The sequence below is a fragment of the Geodermatophilus sp. SYSU D00705 genome, assembly GCF_054050135.1.
The window spans coordinates 14,840-35,950 of record NZ_JBJGYT010000008.1; the positions used below are offsets into that span (position 1 = coordinate 14,840).

The following is a 21,111-nucleotide window of genomic DNA, read 5'->3' on the forward strand; positions in this document are numbered from 1 at the left end:
ATGCCCCTCGCACCCGTGCTGACCACCCGCTGGGCGCAGCCGCAGTCCTGGCGGCTGGCGACCTACGAGCGGCTCGACGGCTACACCGCGCTGCGCACGGCGCTCGGCATGACCCCCGACGAGCTCGTCGCGCTGGTCAAGGACTCCGGCCTGCGCGGTCGCGGGGGCGCCGGCTTCCCGACCGGCATGAAGTGGAGCTTCATCCCGCAGCCCAAGCCGGGGGAGACGCCGACCGGCCCGGCCGCGATGCCCAAGTACCTCGTGGTCAACGCCGACGAGGGGGAGCCCGGCACCTGCAAGGACCTCCCGCTGATGATGGCCGACCCGCACTCGCTCATCGAGGGCGTGGTCATCGCGGCCTACGCCATCCGGTCGAAGCTCGCGGTCATCTACGTCCGCGGCGAGGCCGTGCACGCGCACCGCCGGCTGGTCAACGCCGTCCAGGAGGCGTACGCGGCCGGCTACCTCGGCACCGACGTCCTCGGCTCCGGCTACGACCTCGAGCTGATCGTGCACGCCGGGGCCGGCGCCTACATCTGCGGCGAGGAGACCGCGCTGCTGGACTCCCTCGAGGGCTACCGCGGCCAGCCGCGGCTCAAGCCGCCGTTCCCCGCCGTCGCCGGTCTCTACGGCGCCCCGACGGTCATCAACAACGTCGAGACGCTGGCCAGCGTGCCGTTCGTCGTCCGCGGCGGGTCGGACTGGTTCAAGGAGTTCGGCCCCGAGAAGTCGCCCGGCCCGAAGATCTACTCGCTGTCGGGGCGCGTCGTCCGTCCCGGCCAGTACGAGGCCCCCATGGGGACGACGATGCGTGAGCTGCTGGAGATGGCCGGCGGCGTCCGCCCCGGGCACCGGCTGAAGTTCTGGACGCCGGGCGGCTCGTCGACGCCGTACTTCACCCCCGAGCACCTCGACGTGCCGCTCGACTTCGACTCCGTCGCCGCGGCGGGTTCGATGCTGGGCACCACCGCGCTGATGGTCTTCGACGAGACCGACTCCATCGTCGAGGCCACCCTGCGCTTCACCGAGTTCTACGCGCACGAGAGCTGCGGCAAGTGCACCCCGTGCCGCGAGGGGACGTACTGGCTGGTCCAGATCCTGCAGCGGCTGGTCGACGGGAAGGGGACGGCGGCCGACCTCGACCTGCTGACCGACACCTGCGACAACATCCTGGGCCGCTCCTTCTGTGCCCTCGGCGACGGCGCGACCAGCTGCATCAGCAGCTCGCTGAAGTACTTCCGCGACGACTACGTCGCCCTGCTGCCGCCGGAGGAACAGGCCCGCCTCGGCCGCAGCCTCCGGCTCGAGCCCGTCGGAGTGGCCTCGTGACGACGCCCCCGCCCGCACCCGCCGCCGTCCCGGCCGTGCCGGGCCCGCACACCCCGCCGGACGCGGTGCACTGCGTCATCGACGGGTTCGACGTCGCCGTGCCCAAGGGGACGCTGATCATCCGGGCCGCCGAGATGATCGGCGTCCAGATCCCGCGGTTCTGCGACCACCCGCTGCTCGAGCCGGTCGGCGCCTGCCGGCAGTGCCTGGTCGAGGTGGAGGGCCAGCGCAAGCCGGTGGCCTCCTGCACCATGCCGGTCACCGACGGGATGGTGGTGAAGACGCAGCTCACCAGCCCGGTCGCCGACAAGGCGCAGCAGGGCACGATGGAGCTGCTGCTGATCAACCACCCGCTGGACTGCCCGGTCTGCGACAAGGGCGGCGAGTGCCCGCTGCAGAACCAGGCGATGAGCAACGGCCGCGCCGAGAGCCGCTTCGTCGACGTCAAGCGGACCTACCCCAAGCCGCTGCCGATCAGCAGCGAGGTCCTGCTCGACCGGGAGCGCTGCGTGCTGTGTGCCCGCTGCACGCGGTTCTCCCAGCAGGTCGCCGGCGATCCCTTCATCGAGCTGTTCGAGCGCGGCGCGCTGGAGCAGGTGGCGATCTACGAGGACGAGCCGTTCTCCTCCTACTTCTCCGGCAACACCACCCAGATCTGCCCGGTCGGTGCGCTGACCAGCGCCCAGTACCGGTTCCGTTCCCGCCCGTTCGACCTGCGCAGCGAGCCCAGCGTCTGCGAGCACTGCGCGTCGGGCTGCGCGCAGCGCACCGACTACCGGCGCGGCAAGGTCCTCCGCCGGCTGGCCGGCGAGGAGCCCGAGGTCAACGAGGAGTGGAACTGCGACAAGGGTCGCTGGGCCTTCCGGTACGCCACCGCCAACGACCGGCTCACCACGCCCCTGGTCAGGCGGGACGGCGTGCTGCAGCCGGCGTCCTGGCCGGAGGCGTGGGCCGCGGCGGCCGAGGGGCTGCGCGCGGCACGCGAGGCCGGCGGCGTCGGCGTTCTGCCCGGCGGCCGGCTGACGGTCGAGGACGCCTACGCCTACGCCAAGTTCGCGCGGGTCGCGCTCGGCACCAACGACGTCGACGCCCGCGCCCGGGCGCACTCGGCCGAGGAGCTGGCCTTCCTCGCCGCGCACGTGGCCGGTACGGGGCCCTTCAACGGCGCGGTCACCTACGCCGACCTCGCCGACGCCTCCGCGGTGCTGCTCGCCGGGTTCGAGCCGGAGGAGGAGTCGCCGATCGTCTTCCTGCGGCTGCGGCGGGCAGTGCGCACGCGCAAGCTGCCGGTGTTCGACCTCGCGCCGTTCGTCACCCGGGCGGCCGAGAAGCTGCAGGCCACCGTGCTCACCACGCTGCCCGGCACCGAGGCCCGCTCGCTGGCCGCGCTCGCCGAGGGCACGTGGGGCGGGCCGGCGGTCGAGGCGCTGCGGCAGCCGGGCGCGGTGGTGCTCGCCGGGGAGCGCCTGGCCGAGGTGCCCGGCGCGTTCTCCGCGCTGGCCGCCCTCGCCCGCACGACCGGCGCCCGCGTGGCCTGGGTGCCGCGCCGGGCCGGGGAGCGCGGCGCGGTGGAGGCCGGCGCACTGCCGACCCTGCTGCCCGGTGGCCGCCCCGTCTCCGACGCCGGGGCCCGCGCCCAGGTCGCCGCCGCCTGGGGCGTCGCCGAGCTGCCGGCCACCCCCGGCCGCGACACCGACGGCATCCTCGCCGCGGTCACCCACGGGCAGCTCAAGGGCCTGCTGGTCGGCGCCGTCGACCCGGCCGACCTGCCCGACCCGCGGCTGGCCGAGGCGGCGCTGGCCGACGCCGACTTCGTGGTCAGCCTGGAGCTGTTCCCGAGCGCGGTCACGGCGCACGCCGACGTCGTCCTCCCGGTCGCCGCCGCCCCGGAGAAGGCCGGGAGCTACCTGGACTGGGAGGGCCGGCTGCGGCCCTTCGACGCCACGCTGCACGGCACCGGCCAGCTGCCCGACGGCCGGGTGCTGCAGGGCCTGGCCGACGAGCTGGACGTCGACCTGCGGCTGCCCGCCCCCGAGGCGGCCCGCGCGGAGCTCGCCGCCCTGGGCGTCGTCGCGGTGCGGCCCGACGTGACCGGCCTCGACGTCCCCCCGCCGGACGACCCGCCACTGGCCGAGGACGAGGCGGTGCTCGCCTCCTGGCGGCAGCTGCTGGACGTCGGCACCCTGCAGCGCGACGAGCCCGAGCTGGCCGGCACCGCCCGCCCGCCGGTCGCCCGCCTCGGCAAGGACGCCGCCCGCCGGCTGGGCCTCGCCGACGGCGACCGGGTCACCGTGTGCGGCGCGATGGGGGAGATCAGCCTGCCGGTGCAGGTCACCGAGATGCCCGACCAGGTGGTGTGGCTGCCGATGCGCTCGCCCGGCAGCGAGGTCCGCAGCCGGCTGGGCACCGCGCCCGGCGGCGTCGTCCGTCTCGTCGCTGCGTCCTCACCCACCCCGACCACCCCGGCAGGTGCCGAGTGAGCGTGCTCGCCGCGACCGACCAGCCGACGCTCGCCGACTTCGGCACCGACGTCTGGTGGATCGTCCTCATCAAGATCGTCGGCGTCTTCGCCGTCCTGGTGCTGCTGACGCTGTTCGCCATCGTCTTCGAGCGCAAGGTCGTCGCCCGCATGCAGCAGCGGATCGGCCCCAACCGGGTCGGCCCCCGCGGCTACCTGCAGAGCCTCGCCGACGGGCTGAAGCTGGCGTTCAAGGAAGACATCATGCCGGCGCTCGCGGACAAGCCGGTCTACTTCCTGGCACCGGTGATCGCCACCATCCCGGCGTTCCTGGCCTTCTCGGTCATCCCGCTCGGCCCGACGGTGAGCATCTTCGGCCAGCGCACGCCGCTGCAGCTGACCGACGCCCCCATCGGCGTCCTCGTGGTGCTGGCCTGCTCGGCGATGGGCGTCTACGGCATCGTGCTGGCCGGCTGGGCGTCGGGCTCGACCTACCCGCTGCTGGGCAGCCTGCGCAGCGCCGCGCAGATGGTCAGCTACGAGATCGCGATGGGGCTGTCGATCGTCGCGGTGTTCCTCTACGCGGGCTCGATGTCGACCTCGGAGATCGTCGCGGCGCAGGCCGACGGCAACCCGGTCTCCTTCTTCGGCCTCGAGTTCACCGGGCCCAGCTGGTACGCGATCCTGCTGCCGGTCTCGTTCGTCATCTACGTCGTCGCCGTCGTGGGTGAGACCAACCGCGCCCCGTTCGACCTGCCCGAGGCCGAGAGCGAGCTGGTCGGCGGCTTCCACACCGAGTACTCGTCGCTGAAGTTCGCGCTGTTCTTCCTCGCCGAGTACATCAACATGGTCACCGTCTCGGCCCTGGCCGCGACGCTGTTCCTCGGTGGCTGGCGGGCCCCGTGGCCGCTGTCCATCTGGGACGGCGCCAACTCCGGCTGGTGGCCGCTGCTCTGGTTCTTCCTCAAGGTCGTCGTCGCGCTGTTCGTCTTCATCTGGCTGCGCGGCACCCTCCCCCGGCTGCGCTACGACCAGTTCATGCGGTTCGGGTGGAAGGTGCTGGTGCCGACGGCGCTGGTCTGGATCCTCGCCGTGGCCACCATGCGCACCGTGGCCCGGGAGGCCGACCTCTCCACCGGGCAGGTCGCGCTGTTCGTCGGCGTCCCGATGGCCCTGCTCGTGCTCGCCGTGCTGCTCGTGGCCAGCCGGGCCAGCAACCGGGCCACCCGGATCGCCGCCACGAAGGCCGCGGCCGGCTCGATCCACCCGACCGACGCCGAGCCGGAGGTGCTGCCCCCGGTCGGCCCGCGCCGCCGGCCCGCGCAGCGCACCGGCCCGAGCCGCGCCGAGGGCGGCTTCCCGATCCCGCCCATGGACCTCAAGGTGCCCCCGTCGCCGCGGCTGCGCGGCCGGGAGACCGTCCCCGCCGGCGGCGTGGTCGGCACCGGACGGCGCGCCGCGGCCCCCAGCCAGGAGGACGACGATGTCTGACCGGAACCCGCCCGCCGAGGGCGACGAGAAGGGGCTGGCGCAGGCCTCGCGCGGTGAGCTGGCCCGCCGCGACAGCAACGGCGGCCCGGTCAAGCGGGCCAGCTGGCTGCCCGGTCCCGGCCAGGGCTTCGGTGTCACCTTCGCGCAGATCTTCCGCAAGGTGACGACCGAGGAGTACCCCGAGGTCCCGAAGGTGACCAAGCCGCGCTACCACGGCCGGCACGTGCTCAACCGGCACCCCGACGGGCTGGAGAAGTGCGTCGGCTGCGAGCTGTGCGCCTGGGCCTGCCCGGCCGACGCCATCTACGTGGAGGGCGGCGACAACACCGAGGACGCGCGGTACTCGCCCGGTGAGCGCTACGGGCGGATCTACCAGATCAACTACCTGCGCTGCATCTTCTGCGGCCTGTGCATCGAGGCCTGCCCGACCCGCTCGCTGACCATGAGCAACGACTTCGAGCTGGCCGACGACAACCGCCGCGACCTCATCTACACCAAGGAGCAGCTGATGGCCCCGCTGCTGCCCGGCATGGAGGCCCCGCCGCACCCGATGCGGCTGGGCGAGGACGAGAAGGACTACTACGTGCGGACGCCGGACCGTGGCGTCCCGCCGGTCGACCCGTCCGCCGGTGCGCGCGCGGACCAGCCGGTCGCCGGGGGACGGGCATGAGCGTGCTCGCCGCGGCCGCCGACGAGACCGTGCAGCTCGGCACGGGTGAGGCGGTCGTCTTCTGGGTCCTGGGGCCGATCGCCCTGGCCGGTGCCCTGGGGATGGTGCTCTCCCGCAACGCGGTCCACTCGGCCCTGTGGCTGGTCAACACGATGCTGGCGCTGGGCGTCTTCTACGTCGTCCAGGAGGCGCCGTTCCTCGGCGCGGTGCAGATCATCGTCTACACCGGCGCGATCATGATCCTCTTCCTGTTCGTGCTGATGCTGGTCGGCCGGGACTCCTCCGACTCGGTGGTCGAGACCCTCCGCGGGCAGCGGGTGGCCGCGATCGTGCTGGGCATCGGCTTCGCCGGGCTGGTCGGTGCGGGCATCGCCCGGGCCACCCAGGAGCTCCCGGCCACCGGCCTGGACGCGGTGCAGGGCGGGGACACCAGCAACATCGAGGCGATCGCCGAGGTGCTGTTCACCCGGTACCTGCTGGCCTTCGAGGTGACCAGCGCCCTGCTCATCACCGCCGCCGTCGGCGCCATGGTGCTGGCCCACATCGAGCGCGAGCCCGGCACGCGGCGCACCCAGAAGGAGCTCTCCCGCGCCCGGTTCCTCACCGACCGGCCGCAGACCCTGCCCGGCCCCGGCGTCTACGCCCGGGCCAACTCGGTCGCCGCGCCGGCGCTGCTGCCCGACGGGCGGGTCGCCGAGGACAGCTTCGCCACCGGCATCGAGCCCCAGGAGGTCGAGCAGATGCCGCGTCCCACCGGCCGTGCCGAGCTCGGCAGCCCCGACGCGGCGCTGGGCACCCTCGACCCCGCGCCCCTCGACGGGAACGGTGAGCGATGAGTCTCACGCACTACCTGGTACTCGCCGCGATGCTGTTCACCATCGGCGCGGTCGGCGTGCTCGTGCGGCGCAACGCGATCGTCGTCTTCATGTGCATCGAGCTGATGCTCAATTCGGTGAACCTGACGCTGGTCACCTTCGCCCGGTCCAGCGGCACCGTCGACGGCCAGATCATGGCGTTCTTCGTCATGGTCGTCGCCGCGGCCGAGGTCGTCGTCGGCCTGGCGATCATCATGTCGATCTACCGGACCCGCCGGTCGGCGTCGGTCGACGACGCCAACCTGCTCAAGTACTGAGAACGGGGATCCGGGGATGGACACCGTGCCCGCCGACGGGCTGCTCGCCGCCTCCTGGCTGCTGATCGCGCTGCCGCTGGCCGGCGCCGCCGTGCTGCTGCTGGGTGGCCGGCGCACCGACCGCTGGGGTCACCTGCTGGGCGTGGCCACGGTGGTCATCGCCTTCGTCATCGGCCTGGCCTGCACGTTCCAGCTGGACGGGCGCTCGGTGAGCGTCGACCTGTTCACCTTCGTGGCCAGCGGGTCGCTGGACGTGCAGGCCGGGCTGCTCTACGACCCGCTGTCGGCGGCGTTCGTCCTGCTCATCACCGGCGTGGGCGCGCTGATCCACGTCTACTCCGTCGGCTACATGGCCCACGACCCCGGGCGCCGGCGGTTCTTCGCCTACCTCAACCTGTTCGTCGCGGCGATGCTGCTGCTGGTCCTCGGCAACAACTTCGTGATGCTCTACGTGGGCTGGGAGGGCGTCGGCCTGGCGTCCTACCTGCTCATCGCCTTCTGGTACGTCCGCCCGACGGCGGCCACCGCCGCGAAGAAGGCGTTCATCATGAACCGGGTCGGCGACGTCGGTCTGGCGCTCGCGATCTTCCTGATGTTCGCCCAGCTGGGCACCGTCACCTACGAGGGCGTCTTCGGCGCGGTCGGCACGCTGGCCGGCGGCACGGTCACCGCCCTGGGGCTGCTGCTGCTCCTCGGGGCCTGCGGCAAGTCCGGCCAGTTCCCGCTGCAGGCGTGGCTGCCCGACGCCATGGAGGGCCCGACCCCGGTCAGCGCGCTGATCCACGCCGCCACCATGGTCACCGCCGGGGTCTACCTCATCGCGCGCTGCGCGCCCGTCTACGACGAGACGCCGACCGCGCGGGCCGCGGTCATGGCCGTCGGCGCGATCACCCTGATGATCGGCGCCATCGCCGGCTGCGCGCAGGACGACATCAAGAAGGTGCTGGCCTACTCGACGGTCAGCCAGATCGGCTACATGTTCCTGGCCGTCGGCCTCGGCCCGGTCGGCTACGTCGCGGGCCTGGCGCACCTGCTCACCCACGGCTTCTTCAAGGCCGGGCTGTTCCTCGGCGCCGGCTCGGTCATGCACGCGATGGACGACTCGGTCGACATGCGCCGCTTCGGTGGTCTCGCCTCGAAGATGAAGATCACCTTCGTGACCTTCGGGCTGGGTTACCTGGCGTTGATCGGCTTCCCGTTCCTGTCCGGCTTCTACACCAAGGACGCGATCATCGAGGCCGCGTTCGACCGCGGCGACGGCTGGGGCTACGTGCTGGGCACGATCGCGATCCTGGCCGCCGGGCTCACCGCCTTCTACATGACCCGGCTGATGCTGATGACCTTCTTCGGCCGGCCCAGATGGGAGGACGGCGTCGACCCGCACGAGTCGCCGTCGGTCATGACCGTGCCGATGATCGTGCTCTCCGTGGGCTCGGTGCTCGCCGGCTCCCTGCTGGTCGTGGCCTTCCCGCTGGAGGAGTGGCTGGCCCCGGTGTTCGGCGAGCCGGAGGCGGCCGAGCACGTGGTCGCACCGCTGCTGGTCAGCGTGCTGGTGACGCTCGCGATGCTGCTGGGTGTCGGCGCCGCCTGGTTGTTCGTCGGCCGCCGCGAGGTGCCGCTGACCGCGCCGGTGCGGGTCGCGCTGCCGGTCCGTGCCGCCCGCCGCGCGCTCTACGCCGACACCGTCAACGAGTCGCTGTTCATGCGGCCCGGGCAGTGGCTGACCCGCGCCCTGGTGTTCGTCGACAACCGCGGGGTGGACGGCGCGGTGAACGGGCTCGCGGCCACGCTGGGCGGCTCGTCGTCCCGGCTGGGCCGCACCCAGACCGGCTTCGTCCGCTCCTACGCGCTGTCCATGCTCGGCGGCGCCGTCGTCGTGGCCGGGGCGCTGCTGGCGGTGACGACCGGATGAGCCGGACCCGGACCTCTCGAGAGGCGACTGCACAGTGAGTGACTTCCCGTGGCTGCTGACGATGATCGTGGTCCCGGCGGTCGGTGCGGCCCTCGTCGCCGCCCTGCCCAGGGGCCGGGACGAGCTCGCCAAGCAGGTGGCGCTCGGCGTGAGCGGCCTGGTGCTCCTGCTGGCGGTCCTCGCCACGGTGGCCTTCGACGCCGGAGGCGAGCGGTTCCAGCTCACCACCTCGGTGCCCTGGATCCCCGACTTCGGCGTCGACTTCGCCCTCGGCGTCGACGGCATCGCGCTGGTGATGCTGCTGCTCATCGGGGTCCTGGTGCCGGTGGTCGTGGTCGCCTCCTGGCGGGACACCCCGACGACCAACCGGTCGATGAGCACCTTCTTCGCCTGGCTGCTGCTGCTCGAGGCGATGATGGTCGGCGTCTTCGCCGCGACCGACGTCTTCCTCTTCTACGTCTTCTTCGAGGCGATGCTGGTGCCGATGTACTTCCTGATCGGCAGCTTCGGCGGGCCGCGACGGCAGTACGCGGCGGTCAAGTTCTTCCTCTACAGCCTGGTCGGCGGCCTGGTCATGCTGGCCGCCGTCATCGGGCTGTACGTGGTGAGCAGCAGCGAACTGGGGGAGGGCACCTTCGCCTTCGACGCGCTGCGGCAGATCGACATCGACCCCGGAGTGCAGAAGCTGCTGTTCCTCGGGTTCTTCGTCGCCTTCGCGATCAAGGCCCCGCTGGTGCCGTTCCACACCTGGCTGCCCGACTCCGGTGCCGAGGCCCCCATCGGCGGGGCGGTGCTGCTGGTCGGCGTCCTGGACAAGGTCGGCACGTTCGGCTTCATCCGCTACTGCCTGCCGCTGTTCCCCGACGCCTCCCGCGACCTCGCGCCGTTCGTGCTGGTGCTGGCCGTGGCCGGCATCCTCTACGCCGCGCTGCTGGCGATGGGACAGACCGACATGAAGCGGCTGGTCTCCTACACCTCGATCGCGCACTTCGGCTTCATCGCCCTGGGCATCTTCGCGTTCACCACCGAGGCCGGCACCGGCGCGGTGCTCTACATGGTCAACCACGGCATCGCGACCGGGCTGCTGTTCCTCGTCGTCGGCATGCTCATCGCCCGCGGGGGCTCCCGGCAGATCGGCGACTACGGCGGCCTCGCCACGAAGGCCCCCCTGCTGGCCGGGGTCTTCCTCGTCGCGGGCCTGGCCTCGCTGGCCCTGCCCGGCACGAACAGCTTCGTCAGCGAGTTCCTCGTGCTGATCGGCTCGTTCCCGACCCGGCCGGTGTTCACGATCCTGGCCACCGTCGGCATCATCCTGGCCGCGCTCTACATCCTGCTGATGTACCAGCGCACCATGCACGGCCCGCCGCGCGGCGTCCTCCTCGAACCCGACGAGGGGACGACGACGACGCCCGCGGCATCCGGGAGCAGCACGGCCACGCTGACGGCGCCGGCGCCGGCGCCGGCCCAGCTGCGGGCCCGGGACCTCTCCCGCCGTGAGCTCGCCGTCGCCGCGCCGATGGTCGCGCTGATCATCGCGCTGGGCGTCTACCCGCAGCCGCTGGTCCGCCTCATCGAGCCCGCCGTCGCCGCCACCATGAGCGACGTCGGCTCCGACCCCGCCGGTGTGCAGCCGGCCGCCGACGTCGAGGGGACCGACTGATGCTCAGCGCGGCCGACGCGATCACCGCTCCCAGCCTGTCCGCGGGCGCCCTGGCGCCGCTGCTGTTCGTCTTCGGCGCCGCCTGCGTCGGCGTCCTCGTCGAGGCCTTCGCCCCGCGGGAGAGCCGGCACCCGGTGCAGGTCGGCGTGGCGCTGGTCGGCACGGTCGGCGGCCTGGTCACCAGCCTCCTGCTGGCCGGCGAGCGGGAGGTCACCGCGGGCGGGGCGCTCGCCGTCGACGGCCCCGCGGTCTTCCTGATGGCCACGATCGCCGGTTTCGGGACGCTGTCGATCCTGCTGTTCGCCGAGCGCTCGCTGGACCCGGCGCGATCGGCGTTCGTCGCCGCCGCGGCGGTGCCGGCCGGCAGCCCGCGCGACCGCGAGCTGCTGACCGCGCCGCGGGTGCAGACCGAGGTCTACCCGCTGGCGACCTTCGCCATCGGCGGCATGATGCTGTTCGTCGCGGCCAACGACCTGCTCATCATGTTCGTCGCGCTGGAGGTGCTCAGCCTCCCGCTGTACCTGATCAGCGGGCTGGCCCGCCGCCGGCGGCTGCTGTCGCAGGAGGCGGCGGTCAAGTACTTCCTGCTCGGCGCCTTCGCCTCGGCGTTCTTCCTCTACGGCCTGGCGCTGGTCTACGGCGCCACCGGCAGCGTGCGGCTGACCGACATCCGGGCGGCGTCCGCGGCCACCGGCACCGACGTGCTGCTGGTGCTGGGGCTGGGCCTGTTGGTCGTCGGCCTCATGTTCAAGGCCAGCGTCGCGCCCTTCCACGCCTGGACGCCGGACGTCTACCAGGGCGCCCCGACGCCGGTCACCGCCTTCATGGCCGCCTGCACGAAGGTCGCCGCGTTCGGCGCCATCCTGCGGCTGCTCTACGTCGCCTTCGGCACCAGCGAGTGGACGTGGCGGCCGCTCGTCTACGGCATCGCGATCGTGTCGATGGTGGTGGGATCGGTCCTCGGCCTCACCCAGACCGATCTCAAGCGGATGCTCGCCTACTCCTCCATCGCGCACGCCGGCTTCCTGCTCACCGGTGTCATCGGCTACGGCGGCGGCTCCGACGGTCAGAGCACCGGTGTCCCGGCCACGATGTTCTACCTGCTCGCCTACGGCTTCACCACGCTCGGTGCCTTCGCCGTCCTCACGCTCGTCCGCGACGGCGACGGCGAGGCCACGCACCTGTCGAAGTGGGCGGGGCTGGCCCGGCGGTCCCCGCTGACCGCGGCGGTCATGGGCCTGTTCCTGCTGGCGCTGGCCGGTATCCCGCTCACCAGCGGCTTCACCGCCAAGTTCGCCGTCTTCCGGGCCGCCATCGACGACGGCGCGTGGCCGCTGGTCGTCGTCGCGCTGCTGACGAGCGCGGTGGCGGCGTTCTTCTACGTGCGGGTGCTCGTGCTCATGTACTTCAGCGAGCCCGCCGCCGACGGGCCCACCGTCGGCGTCCCGGGTCTGCCCACCACGATCGTGCTCGCGGTGACCGTCACCGCGACCGTCGTCCTGGGGATCGTCCCCGGGGCGGTGCTGGACCTGGCCGAGCAGGCGGCTATCTTCGTCGGTTGATGACCGGAGCCAGCGCCGCCGTCCACGGGGACACCCCGGCCGAGACCTGGCAGCGGACCTCGACCCCTGCCTCGACCATCGGGCCCTGGCTGCCCGAGGGGGAGCTCGGCGCCCGCCTCGCCGAGGGCCTGGCGCGGGTGGAGGCGGCGCTGCTCGAGGCCGTGGGCAGCGATCACGACTTCGTCTCGCAGGCGGCCGGCCACCTGGTGGCCGCCGGCGGCAAGCGGTTCCGCCCCCTGCTGGCGCTGCTCGCGGCCGAGCTGGGGGACCCGCTCGCTCCCGGGGTCACCGAGGCCGCGGTGGTCTGCGAGCTCACCCACCTGGCGACGCTGTACCACGACGACGTCATGGACGAGGCCGCCGTCCGGCGTGGGGCGCCCAGCGCCAACAGCCGGTGGTCCAACAGCATCGCCATCCTCACCGGCGACTTCCTCTTCGCCCGCGCCTCGGACCTGCTCGCCGACCTCGGCCCGGAGGCGGTGCGCATCCAGGCCCGCACCTTCGAGCGGCTGGTCACCGGGCAGATCCTCGAGACCGTCGGCCCGCGGCCGGGTGCCGATCCGGTCGCCCACCACCTGCAGGTCCTGGCGGACAAGACCGGCTCGCTGGTGGCGACGTCCGCCCGCTTCGGCGCCTCCTTCGCCGGGGCCGGTGAGGAGTTCGTCGCGGCGCTGACCGCCTTCGCGGAGGAGGTCGGGGTGGCCTTCCAGCTCTCCGACGACCTCCTCGACATCGTCAGCCAGGGCGGCGCCTCCGGGAAGTCGCCGGGGACGGACCTGCGCGAGGGCGTCGTGACGCTGCCCGCGCTGTTCGCCCTGGCCGGCGACGACCCTGCCGAGCAGCGGCTGCGCGAGCTGGTCTCCCGCCCCCTCCCGGACGACGCCGAGCACGCCGAGGCGCTGGCCCTGCTGCGCTCGTCGGCTTCACTGGACCGGGCCACCGAGGTGCTGCGGGAGTACGCCGACCGGGCCCGCGCGCGGCTCTCCGCGGTGCCGGCCGGGCCGGTCCGCGAGGCACTGTCGGCGCTGTGCGAGTACGTCGTCACGCGCACCAGCTGAGCGGGCAGGGCATGCTGGGCAGGTGCGCGCGCGCCTGACCTGCCTGGTCGTGATCCTGGCGGTGCTCGGCGGCTGCAGCGGCGGGCAGCCCAACCCTCCGGGAGCGGTCCGGACCCCGGCGTCGGGCACCAGCGGTCCATCCGCGACGGCGACGACCGAGCCCCCGGCCGCGGCCCCCGCGCTCGACGTCACGGTGGTCGCCGACGGCCTCGACCACCCCTGGGACGTCGCCCAGGCTCCGGACGGCACCCTGCTGGTCGACGAGCGCGGCGGCGGCCTCACCGCCGTTCTCCCCGACGGCACCGTGCAGGAGGTCGAGGCCGACTTCGACGACCTGTTCGCGACGGGGGAGACCGGGCTCATGGGCCTGCTGCTCGACCCCGCCTTCGAGCAGAACCGGCGCTTCTACACCTGCCAGGGTCGGCAGGACGGCGAGGGCCGCTCGATCGCCGTGGTCGCCTGGACCGTCGACCCGGCCTGGCGCACCGCCACCCGCGTCGCCGATCCACTGCTGGGGGGCATACCGGTCAACGAGGCCTCGGGCCGGCACGGGGGTTGCCGGTTGCGCCTCGACCCGACCGGCGCGATGCTGGTCGGCACCGGTGACAACGCCGTCAGCGCGAACCCGCAAGACCCCGGCACCCTCGCGGGCAAGGTGCTCCGCATCGACCCCGCCACGGGGGCGCCGGCCGCCGGCAACCCGTTCGCGGACCGCCCGGGCGCCGCCGCCTACCTGTGGACCTACGGGCACCGCAACGTCCAGGGGCTGGCCGTGCGCCCCGGCTCCGGCCAGGTCTACGCCGCCGAGCAGGGCACCGACCGGGACGACGAGGTCACCCTCCTGGAGTCCGGCGGCAACAGTGGCTACCGGCCGGGGCCGGGCTACGACGAGAGCGTGCCGATGACCGACCCCTCCCTGCCCGACGTCCTGCCGACGACGTGGGCCTCGGGCGACCCGACCATCGCCACGTGCGGGATCACCTTCCTGGAGGGCGACCAGTGGCAGGCCTACGAGGGGCTGCTGCTGGTCGGCGTCCTCAAGGACCAGGGCGTCCTGGCGCTGCGCGTGGCCGACGACGGCGCGCTGCTCGAGCAGTTCCGGCTGCCCGAGCTCGAGGGCCGGTACGGGCGCATCCGCACCGTCCAGCAGGGTCTCGACGGCTCGCTGTACGTCACCACCGACAACGGGGACGACGCCGACTCCCTACTCCGGGTCACGCCCCGCCCCTGACCCGTCCCCCGACCTCGGGCGAGTCTCCCGTTACGGTCTTGTGGCGGAACTGTGAGTCTCGGAAGGGTGCGCGACGTCCAGGAAGACGGTCGCAGGGACGCGGCCGATGTGGAGGGGGATCTCCCATGCAACGTCGTTCACGCCTGCTGCTCGCCGTACCTGCCGCCACCGCGCTGGTCTTCACCGGCATGTCACCCGCCTTGGCAGGTGGTGGCCATGACGGCCACCACAACGGGGACGACGACGCCTGGGCCAAGGTCGTCGAGATCGACGACGAGGCCGAACTCGACGGTGACTACCTCGAGGTGACGTTCTCGTACAAGTGCGAGGACGGCGACGACGACGACGAGAAGGTCTCGGCCGACGTGGTCGCTAGGAACCGCGGCGAGGACATCCGCTACGAGGTGGAGGACAAGGACCTCGACTGCAACGGCGACGAGGAGGAGATCACCGTCAGGCTGGAGAAGGAGGACGAGGCCGCCGAGGACGGCGACTGGGTCAAGGTGACGGTGACGCTCAGCGCCGATGGCGACGAACTCGACGAGGAGTCCGAGTGGGTCGAGGTCGAGGATGACGACAACGGCAACGGCGACAACGACGGCGATGACGACAAGGACAACGGCAAGGGCCACCACTGATCCCAGCGGTGTGACCCGGCGCTGAGCGCCGGGACGCAGGAGGGGCGTCCGGGAACGAAGTCGTTCCCGGACGCCCCTCCTGCTGCCTGGGCTCTCAGCTCAGGCGCTGACCGTCCAGGTGTCGCTGCCGGACAGGATCGCGTCCAGGTCGGCCGGCTGCTGGGCCGCGGCGACCTCGAGCTGGTCGGCCATCATCCGGTCGTAGGTCGGCTTCTGCACTGCCCGGAACACGCCCATCGGGGTGTACCGGAGGTCCTGGCTGGACAGCCGCGACAGGGCGAAGGCGTAGGACGGGTCCTGGCGGGTCACGTCGTGCACCACGATGTCGGCGGCGTCGACCTGGTTGGTCTCGGCGATGCGCAGCCCGCCGAAGTCGTCGCGGACCACGCACGAGGCGCCGTCCGGGCCGAACACCAGCGGCTTGCCGTGCTCGAGCGGGATCGACCACTGCGTGCCGGTGGTCGGGTCCTTGAGCAGGTCGAAGGCGCCGTCGTTGAAGATGTTGCAGTTCTGGTAGATCTCGACCAGCGCGGTGCCCTGGTGCTCCGCGGCCTGCCGCAGCACGTCGGTGAGCCCCTTGCGGTCGGAGTCCATCGCCCGGCCCACGAAGGTGGCGTCGGCGCCGATGGCCAGGGACACCGGGTTGAACGGGTGGTCCAGCGAGCCCATCGGGGTGGACTTCGTGACCTTGCCGACCTCGCTGGTGGGCGAGTACTGACCCTTGGTCAGCCCGTAGATCCGGTTGTTGAACAGCAGGATCTTCAGGTTCACGTTGCGGCGCAGCGTGTGGATCAGGTGGTTGCCGCCGATGGACAGCGCGTCGCCGTCCCCGGTCACCACCCACACGGACAGGTCGGGACGCGAGGCCGCCAGGCCGGTCGCGATCGCCGGCGCGCGGCCGTGGATCGAGTGCATCCCGTAGGTGTTCATGTAGTACGGGAAGCGCGAGGAGCAGCCGATGCCCGAGACGATGACCATGTCCTCGCGGGCGATGCCGAGGCTGGGCAGGAAGCTCTGGACCGCGTTGAGGATGACGTAGTCACCGCACCCGGGGCACCAGCGCACCTCCTGGTCGGTCTTCATGTCCTTGGCCTTGAGGACGGTCTGCTTCTCGCCGTGGGCCGCAACCGAGGCCGCGATCGCGTCGGCGATGGGGCCCTCGGCCGGCATGCCGAGGTCGATGGTGGTCATTCCGCTCCTCCGGTGGGGTCTGCGGCGAGCAGGGCGCCGCTGGTGGAGTCGATGACGTCCTGGATCACCGCGGCGAGCTCGGCGGCCCGGAAGGGCAGCCCGCGCACCTGCGTGTGGCTCTGGACGTCGACGAGGTACTTGGCGCGCAGGAGCAGGGCCAGCTGCCCGAGGTTCATCTCCGGGCAGACGACGCGGTCGTAGCGGCGCAGGACGTCGCCGAGGTCGGCCGGCATCGGGTTGACGTGGCGCAGGTGGATCTGGGCCACCGACCGCCCCGAGCGCCGGATGCGGCGGCAGGCGGCACCGATCGGGCCGTAGGTGGAGCCCCAGCCGATGACGGCCACGCGGGCGTCGCCGTCCGGGTCCTCGACCTCGGTGGGCGGCAGGGTCGCGGCGATGCCGTCGACCTTGGCCTGCCGCAGGCGGGTCATCAGGTCGTGGTTGGCCGGGTCGTAGGAGATGTTGCCGGTCTTGTCGGCCTTCTCCAGCCCGCCGATCCGGTGCTGCATCCCCGCCGTCCCCGGGATCGCCCACGGGCGGGCCAGGGTCTCCGGGTCGCGCAGGTACGGCAGGAACTCGCCGTCCTCACCGTTGGGCTCGGTCGCGAAGTCCACCCGCAGGTCCGGCAGCGACTCGACGTCCGGGATGGGCCACGGCTCGGCGCCGTTGGCGAGGTAGCCGTCGGACAGCAGCATCACGGGGGTGCGGTAGGTCAGCGCGATCCGCGCAGCCTCCAGGGCCGCGTCGAAGCAGTCACCGGGGGAGCGGGGCGCGATGACCGGCAGGGGGGCCTCGCCGTTGCGGCCGAACATGGCCTGCAGGAGGTCGGACTGCTCGGTCTTGGTCGGCAGCCCCGTGGACGGGCCACCGCGCTGCACGTCGATGACCAGCAGCGGGAGCTCGGTCATGACCGCGAGGCCGATGGCCTCGGACTTCAGCGAGATGCCCGGGCCCGACGTCGTCGTGACGCCGAGCGCGCCACCGAAGGACGCACCGATCGCCGAGGCGACGCCGGCGATCTCGTCCTCGGCCTGGAACGTGCGGACGCCGAACGCCTTGTGCCGGGACAGCTCGTGGAGGATGTCCGACGCCGGGGTGATCGGGTAGGCGCCGAGGAAGACCGGCAGCCCCGACCGCTGACCGGCGGCCACGATGCCCAGGGCGAGCGCCTGGTTGCCGGAGATGTTGCGGTAGCGGCCCGGCGCCATCGGGGCGGGCTTGATCTCGTAGGAGACCGCGAACGCCTCGGTCGTCTCGCCGTAGTTGTAGCCGGCCCGGAAGGCGGCGATGTTGGCCGCGGCGATCTCGGGCTTGCGGCGGAACTGGCGCTCCAGGAAGCGGACGGTGCCCTCGGTGGGCCGGTGGTACATCCAGCTCAGCAGGCCGAGGGTGAACATGTTCTTCGAGCGCTCGGCCTCCTTCTTGCCGAGGCCGGAGTCGGCGAGCGCGTCGAGGGTCATGCTGGTCAGCGGCACGCTGACCAGCTGCCAGCCGTCGAGCGAGCCGTCCTCGATCGGGTTGGTGGCGTAACCGACCTTGGCCAGGTTGCGCGGGGTGAACTCGTCGGAGTCGACGATCAGCAGCCCGCCGCCGGGCAGGTCGGACAGGTTCGCCTTCAGCGCGGCCGGGTTCATCGCGACCAGCACGTCCGGGGCGTCGCCCGGGGTCATGATGTCGTGGTCGGCGAAGTGCAGCTGGAAGGAGCTGACACCCGGCAGGGTCCCCGTTGGCGCGCGGATCTCGGCGGGGAAGTTGGGCAACGTCGACAGGTCGTTGCCGAACGACGCCGTCTCGCTGGTGAAGCGGTTGCCGGTCAGCTGCATGCCGTCGCCGGAGTCGCCGGCCAGGCGGATGACGACCCGGTCGAGCTCGACGACGCTCTTGACGAGGCCGCCGGGAGCCGAGCTGCCCGCCGCGGCGGTGAGGGGCGGGTTGGTCGCAGTCATCAGTGGTGTACCTCCACCGGCCGAGATTACGTGGCTGTCGTGTCGCGGGCCCGTGACGAGAGCCACAGTGCACCTGCCGGGCACGGCCGGCACCAGAACTGGCAACCCCCGCGCGCGTGGAGGCATTCCGTGAGCGCGGTCGCAGTGGCCCACCTGGCCGGGTGGCGGCCCGCACCGAGGGGAACGACGCCCCCCGGTGCGCCGTTGGTCGGGTCGTGCAGCGCTGGAGCAACGGACTGAAGACCGCGGTGCTCCTGGGCCTCATGGGCGGGCTGATCCTGGCCGCCGGTGCGCTCATCGGCGGCCGGAGCGGGCTGTTCATCGCCCTGCTCGTGGCCCTCGGGGTGAACGGCTACGCGTACTTCAACAGCGACAAGCTGGCCCTGCGGGCCATGCGGGCCTTCCCGGTCACCGAGACCCAGGCCCCCGCGCTCTACGCGATCGTGCGGGAACTGGCCACCGAGGCCCGCCAGCCGATGCCCCGGCTGTACGTGAGCCCGACCGACCAGCCCAACGCCTTCGCCACCGGGCGCAACCCGCGCAACGCCGCGGTGTGCGTCACCCAGGGGATCCTCGAGCTGCTCGACCGCCGGCAGCTGCGCGCGGTGCTCGCCCACGAGCTGTCCCACGTCTACAACCGCGACATCCTGATCAGCTCGGTCGCCGGCGCGATGGCGACGGTGGTCACCTATCTGGCGCACATGGCGATGTTCGCGTCGCTGTTCGGGGGCCGGTCCGACGACCGCGGCGGCGGGAACGCCCTCGGCAGCCTGCTGCTCGTCGTCCTCGGCCCGGTGGCGGCCGGCCTCGTCCAGATGGCGGTCAGCCGCAGCCGGGAGTACCAGGCCGACGCCTCCGGGGCGGCGCTGTCGCACGACCCGCTGGCCCTGGCCGACGCGCTGCGCCGGATCGAGCGCGGGGCAGCGGCCCGCCCCCTGCCGCAGGAGGACCGGCTGGTCACCCAGAGCCACCTGATGATCGCCAACCCCTTCCGGGGTCAGGGGCTGGCGACGCTGTTCGCCACCCACCCGCCGATGGCGCAGCGGATCGCCCGGCTGGAGGCCATGGCGCGCGAGTCCGGACCCTCCTGACGGCGGCGGCACCACCGGTCGGCCGATGTGTGAGGACGGCGGCGACGCGGCGACCAACACCGTGCGTCACGCCCTGCGGCTGACCGGTGCCTCGCCCGGTGTGCACGCACTCGTGTTCCGGGTGGCGGGCGCAGCGCGCGCTGCCCGCCGCCCACGTGCCGAGCAGCGTCGGCACCCGCTACGCGTCCACCGCCGCCCGATCGCGTGGCCCGGGCTCAGCGGTAGTTGTCGAACTGGAGCGCGACGTCGAGGTCCTTGCCGCGCAGCAGCTGCTGGACCGCCTGCAGGTCGTCCCGCTTCTTGCCGCTGACCCGCAGCTGGTCGCCCTGGATCTGCGCCTGCACGCCCTTCGGGCCCTCGTCGCGGATGATCTTCGCGATCTGCTTGGCCTTGTCCGACTCGATGCCCTGCTTGATCCGCGCCGAGATCTTGTACGACTTCCCGGAGGACTGCGGCTCGTCGGCGTCGAGGGACTTCAGGGAGATGCCGCGCTTGACCAGCTTCTCCTTGAAGACGTCGAGCGCCGCGGCGACCCGCTCCTCGGTGTCGGCGCTGAGGCTCACGCCCTCCTCCCCGGCCCAGGCGATCGTGGCGTTGGTGCCGCGGAAGTCGAACCGCTGGGCGAGCTCCTTGGCGGCCTGGTTGAGCGCGTTGTCGACCTCCTGGCGGTCGACCTTGCTCACCACGTCGAAGGACGAGTCGGCCATCTGGGGTGCTCCTCTCGGTGTGCCACCGCGTCGTCGGGCCCCTGGGGGGACACCGGACGGACCGGGTGACGGCGTCTTGTACGCTCTCTCCCCGTACCACCACGGCGGGTTGCCCGAGTGGCCAATGGGAGCGGACTGTAAATCCGTCGGCTTAGCCTACGAAGGTTCGAATCCTTCACCCGCCACAGGTACGAGAAGGGCCCCCGACCTCCGCAGAGGTCGGGGGCCCTTCGCCGTTCCGGGGGCCGTCCGCCCTCGCCGCTCAGGGCACGGTCGGGGCGCGGGCGCTGGCGACGGCGGTGCGCTCGAGGGGCTGCCCGCCGAGGAACAGCCAGCCGAAGGCGATCTCCACGCTGCGGGTGCAGGTCACGGTGACCTCCACGCCGTCGGTCTCGGCCGCCCAGGCGTCGAGCCGGGTGCCGCCGTCCGCGAGCTGGTCGGCGATGGCCGCCGCGGCCCCCGCGCGGGTCAGCGGGAGGGTCCGGCCCACGCCGGCGGCGTAGAGCGCCGCCTCGTCGGTCGCGTTGGCCGCGGCGAGCGCCGCGCCGTCGCAGACCGCCTGCACCTCCTGCTGCTCCAGGAACGCGTCGGAGGCCGCGATCGCCCCGAGCGCCATGAGTGCCGCCACCAGCCAGCACACCAGGACCAGGGGCAGCGTGGAGCCGCGCTCGGCACCCCGGTCGTCCTGTCGCACGCGGGGCAGCGTAGAGGGGCCCGTGCCAGGTCCACGGCCTGTGGACGGCGCTGTGGACGGGTGTGGACCCGTGGGGCCGGTCCCCGGTCCAGGGCGAGTCGGCCTGTGGATCCAGCCCTGACACGCGGCAGGCAGACTCGTCCGCACCACCCGCACCACCCGTCCCGGTGATCCCACCGATGGGTGACACAGAGGTACATGGAGTGACGGTGAGTGACGGCATGACGGTTTGTCACACCGTCGTGATCTTCCGTGCTTGTCCCGATCGGGTGACGGGCAGCAATGTCTCGGGCGCGGTCCGTACCGAACGACGCTCTGCCCCCGCGCCTGGGTGACTGCCG

The 21,111-nt window shown here is 72.5% G+C and carries 17 protein-coding genes and 1 tRNA gene; 14 read left to right on the forward strand and 4 right to left on the reverse strand.

The window, feature by feature from the left end; genetic code table 11:
- The 12 genes from nuoF (at nucleotide 1) to ACI78Q_RS08505 (ending at nucleotide 15,141) form a co-directional block, all read left to right on the forward strand.
- Nucleotides 1-1,329 (forward strand): NADH-quinone oxidoreductase subunit NuoF, encoded by a 1,329-nt coding sequence (gene nuoF / locus ACI78Q_RS08450; RefSeq protein WP_456922897.1) that lies wholly within the window; start codon nucleotides 1-3, stop codon nucleotides 1,327-1,329.
- Nucleotides 1,326-3,809, forward strand: a complete 2,484-nt coding sequence (locus tag ACI78Q_RS08455) for an NADH-quinone oxidoreductase subunit G (RefSeq protein ID WP_456922898.1) — start codon at nucleotides 1,326-1,328, stop codon at nucleotides 3,807-3,809. Before nuoF ends, ACI78Q_RS08455 begins: the two co-directional genes overlap by 4 nt.
- Nucleotides 3,806-5,278, forward strand: coding sequence for an NADH-quinone oxidoreductase subunit NuoH (gene nuoH, locus ACI78Q_RS08460; protein ID WP_456922899.1), 1,473 nt, complete (start codon nucleotides 3,806-3,808; stop codon nucleotides 5,276-5,278). The genes ACI78Q_RS08455 and nuoH overlap by 4 nt, the downstream gene beginning before the upstream one ends.
- On the forward strand, nucleotides 5,271-5,948 hold the full coding sequence (gene nuoI, locus ACI78Q_RS08465; RefSeq protein WP_456922900.1) for an NADH-quinone oxidoreductase subunit NuoI: 678 nt from the start codon (nucleotides 5,271-5,273) through the stop codon (nucleotides 5,946-5,948). Before nuoH ends, nuoI begins: the two co-directional genes overlap by 8 nt.
- Nucleotides 5,945-6,784, forward strand: a complete 840-nt coding sequence (locus ACI78Q_RS08470; RefSeq protein ID WP_456922901.1) for an NADH-quinone oxidoreductase subunit J — start codon at nucleotides 5,945-5,947, stop codon at nucleotides 6,782-6,784. The genes nuoI and ACI78Q_RS08470 overlap by 4 nt, the downstream gene beginning before the upstream one ends.
- Complete coding sequence (gene nuoK, locus ACI78Q_RS08475; protein ID WP_436692552.1) at nucleotides 6,781-7,080, forward strand: NADH-quinone oxidoreductase subunit NuoK; 300 nt, start codon at nucleotides 6,781-6,783, stop codon at nucleotides 7,078-7,080. Before ACI78Q_RS08470 ends, nuoK begins: the two co-directional genes overlap by 4 nt.
- Before the next feature lie 16 nt (nucleotides 7,081-7,096).
- Nucleotides 7,097-8,992, forward strand: a complete 1,896-nt coding sequence (gene nuoL / locus ACI78Q_RS08480) for an NADH-quinone oxidoreductase subunit L (RefSeq protein ID WP_456922902.1) — start codon at nucleotides 7,097-7,099, stop codon at nucleotides 8,990-8,992.
- A gap of 34 nt (nucleotides 8,993-9,026) precedes the next feature.
- Nucleotides 9,027-10,652, forward strand: coding sequence for an NADH-quinone oxidoreductase subunit M (locus ACI78Q_RS08485; protein ID WP_456922903.1), 1,626 nt, complete (start codon nucleotides 9,027-9,029; stop codon nucleotides 10,650-10,652).
- A complete protein-coding gene (gene nuoN / locus ACI78Q_RS08490) occupies nucleotides 10,652-12,214 on the forward strand; it encodes an NADH-quinone oxidoreductase subunit NuoN (protein ID WP_456922904.1) in 1,563 nt (520 codons plus the stop codon). Before ACI78Q_RS08485 ends, nuoN begins: the two co-directional genes overlap by 1 nt.
- The gene (locus ACI78Q_RS08495; protein ID WP_456922905.1) at nucleotides 12,214-13,272 is read left to right on the forward strand and encodes a polyprenyl synthetase family protein; all 1,059 of its coding nucleotides are present in this window, start codon (nucleotides 12,214-12,216) and stop codon (nucleotides 13,270-13,272) included. Before nuoN ends, ACI78Q_RS08495 begins: the two co-directional genes overlap by 1 nt.
- Before the next feature lie 22 nt (nucleotides 13,273-13,294).
- Nucleotides 13,295-14,503, forward strand: a complete 1,209-nt coding sequence (locus tag ACI78Q_RS08500; protein ID WP_456922906.1) for a PQQ-dependent sugar dehydrogenase — start codon at nucleotides 13,295-13,297, stop codon at nucleotides 14,501-14,503.
- Between the two features lie 125 nt (nucleotides 14,504-14,628).
- Nucleotides 14,629-15,141, forward strand: coding sequence for a hypothetical protein (locus tag ACI78Q_RS08505; protein ID WP_456922907.1), 513 nt, complete (start codon nucleotides 14,629-14,631; stop codon nucleotides 15,139-15,141).
- Nucleotides 15,142-15,240: 99 nt separating this feature from the next.
- Here ACI78Q_RS08505 and ACI78Q_RS08510 read toward each other — a convergent pair whose 3' ends face one another.
- Entirely contained in the window at nucleotides 15,241-16,332 is a 1,092-nt protein-coding gene (locus ACI78Q_RS08510) for a 2-oxoacid:ferredoxin oxidoreductase subunit beta (protein ID WP_456922908.1), read from the reverse strand.
- Nucleotides 16,329-18,278, reverse strand: coding sequence for a 2-oxoacid:acceptor oxidoreductase subunit alpha (locus tag ACI78Q_RS08515; RefSeq protein ID WP_456922909.1), 1,950 nt, complete (start codon nucleotides 18,276-18,278; stop codon nucleotides 16,329-16,331). The genes ACI78Q_RS08510 and ACI78Q_RS08515 overlap by 4 nt, the downstream gene beginning before the upstream one ends.
- A gap of 215 nt (nucleotides 18,279-18,493) precedes the next feature.
- Between ACI78Q_RS08515 and htpX the strand changes: the two genes are divergently transcribed.
- The gene (gene htpX / locus ACI78Q_RS08520) at nucleotides 18,494-19,369 is read left to right on the forward strand and encodes a zinc metalloprotease HtpX (RefSeq protein WP_456922910.1); all 876 of its coding nucleotides are present in this window, start codon (nucleotides 18,494-18,496) and stop codon (nucleotides 19,367-19,369) included.
- Between the two features lie 215 nt (nucleotides 19,370-19,584).
- Here htpX and ACI78Q_RS08525 read toward each other — a convergent pair whose 3' ends face one another.
- On the reverse strand, nucleotides 19,585-20,076 hold the full coding sequence (locus ACI78Q_RS08525) for a YajQ family cyclic di-GMP-binding protein (protein ID WP_456922911.1): 492 nt from the start codon (nucleotides 20,074-20,076) through the stop codon (nucleotides 19,585-19,587).
- Between the two features lie 103 nt (nucleotides 20,077-20,179).
- Between ACI78Q_RS08525 and ACI78Q_RS08530 the strand changes: the two genes are divergently transcribed.
- Nucleotides 20,180-20,261, forward strand: a tRNA-Tyr gene (locus ACI78Q_RS08530).
- A 77-nt stretch (nucleotides 20,262-20,338) separates the two neighbouring features.
- Here the strand turns inward: ACI78Q_RS08530 and ACI78Q_RS08535 are convergent.
- Nucleotides 20,339-20,770 carry a pilus assembly protein TadG-related protein gene (locus tag ACI78Q_RS08535; RefSeq protein WP_456922912.1) on the reverse strand — a complete coding sequence of 144 codons (432 nt, stop codon included), beginning with the start codon at nucleotides 20,768-20,770 and terminating at the stop codon, nucleotides 20,339-20,341.
- Nucleotides 20,771-21,111: the final 341 nt, after the last annotated feature.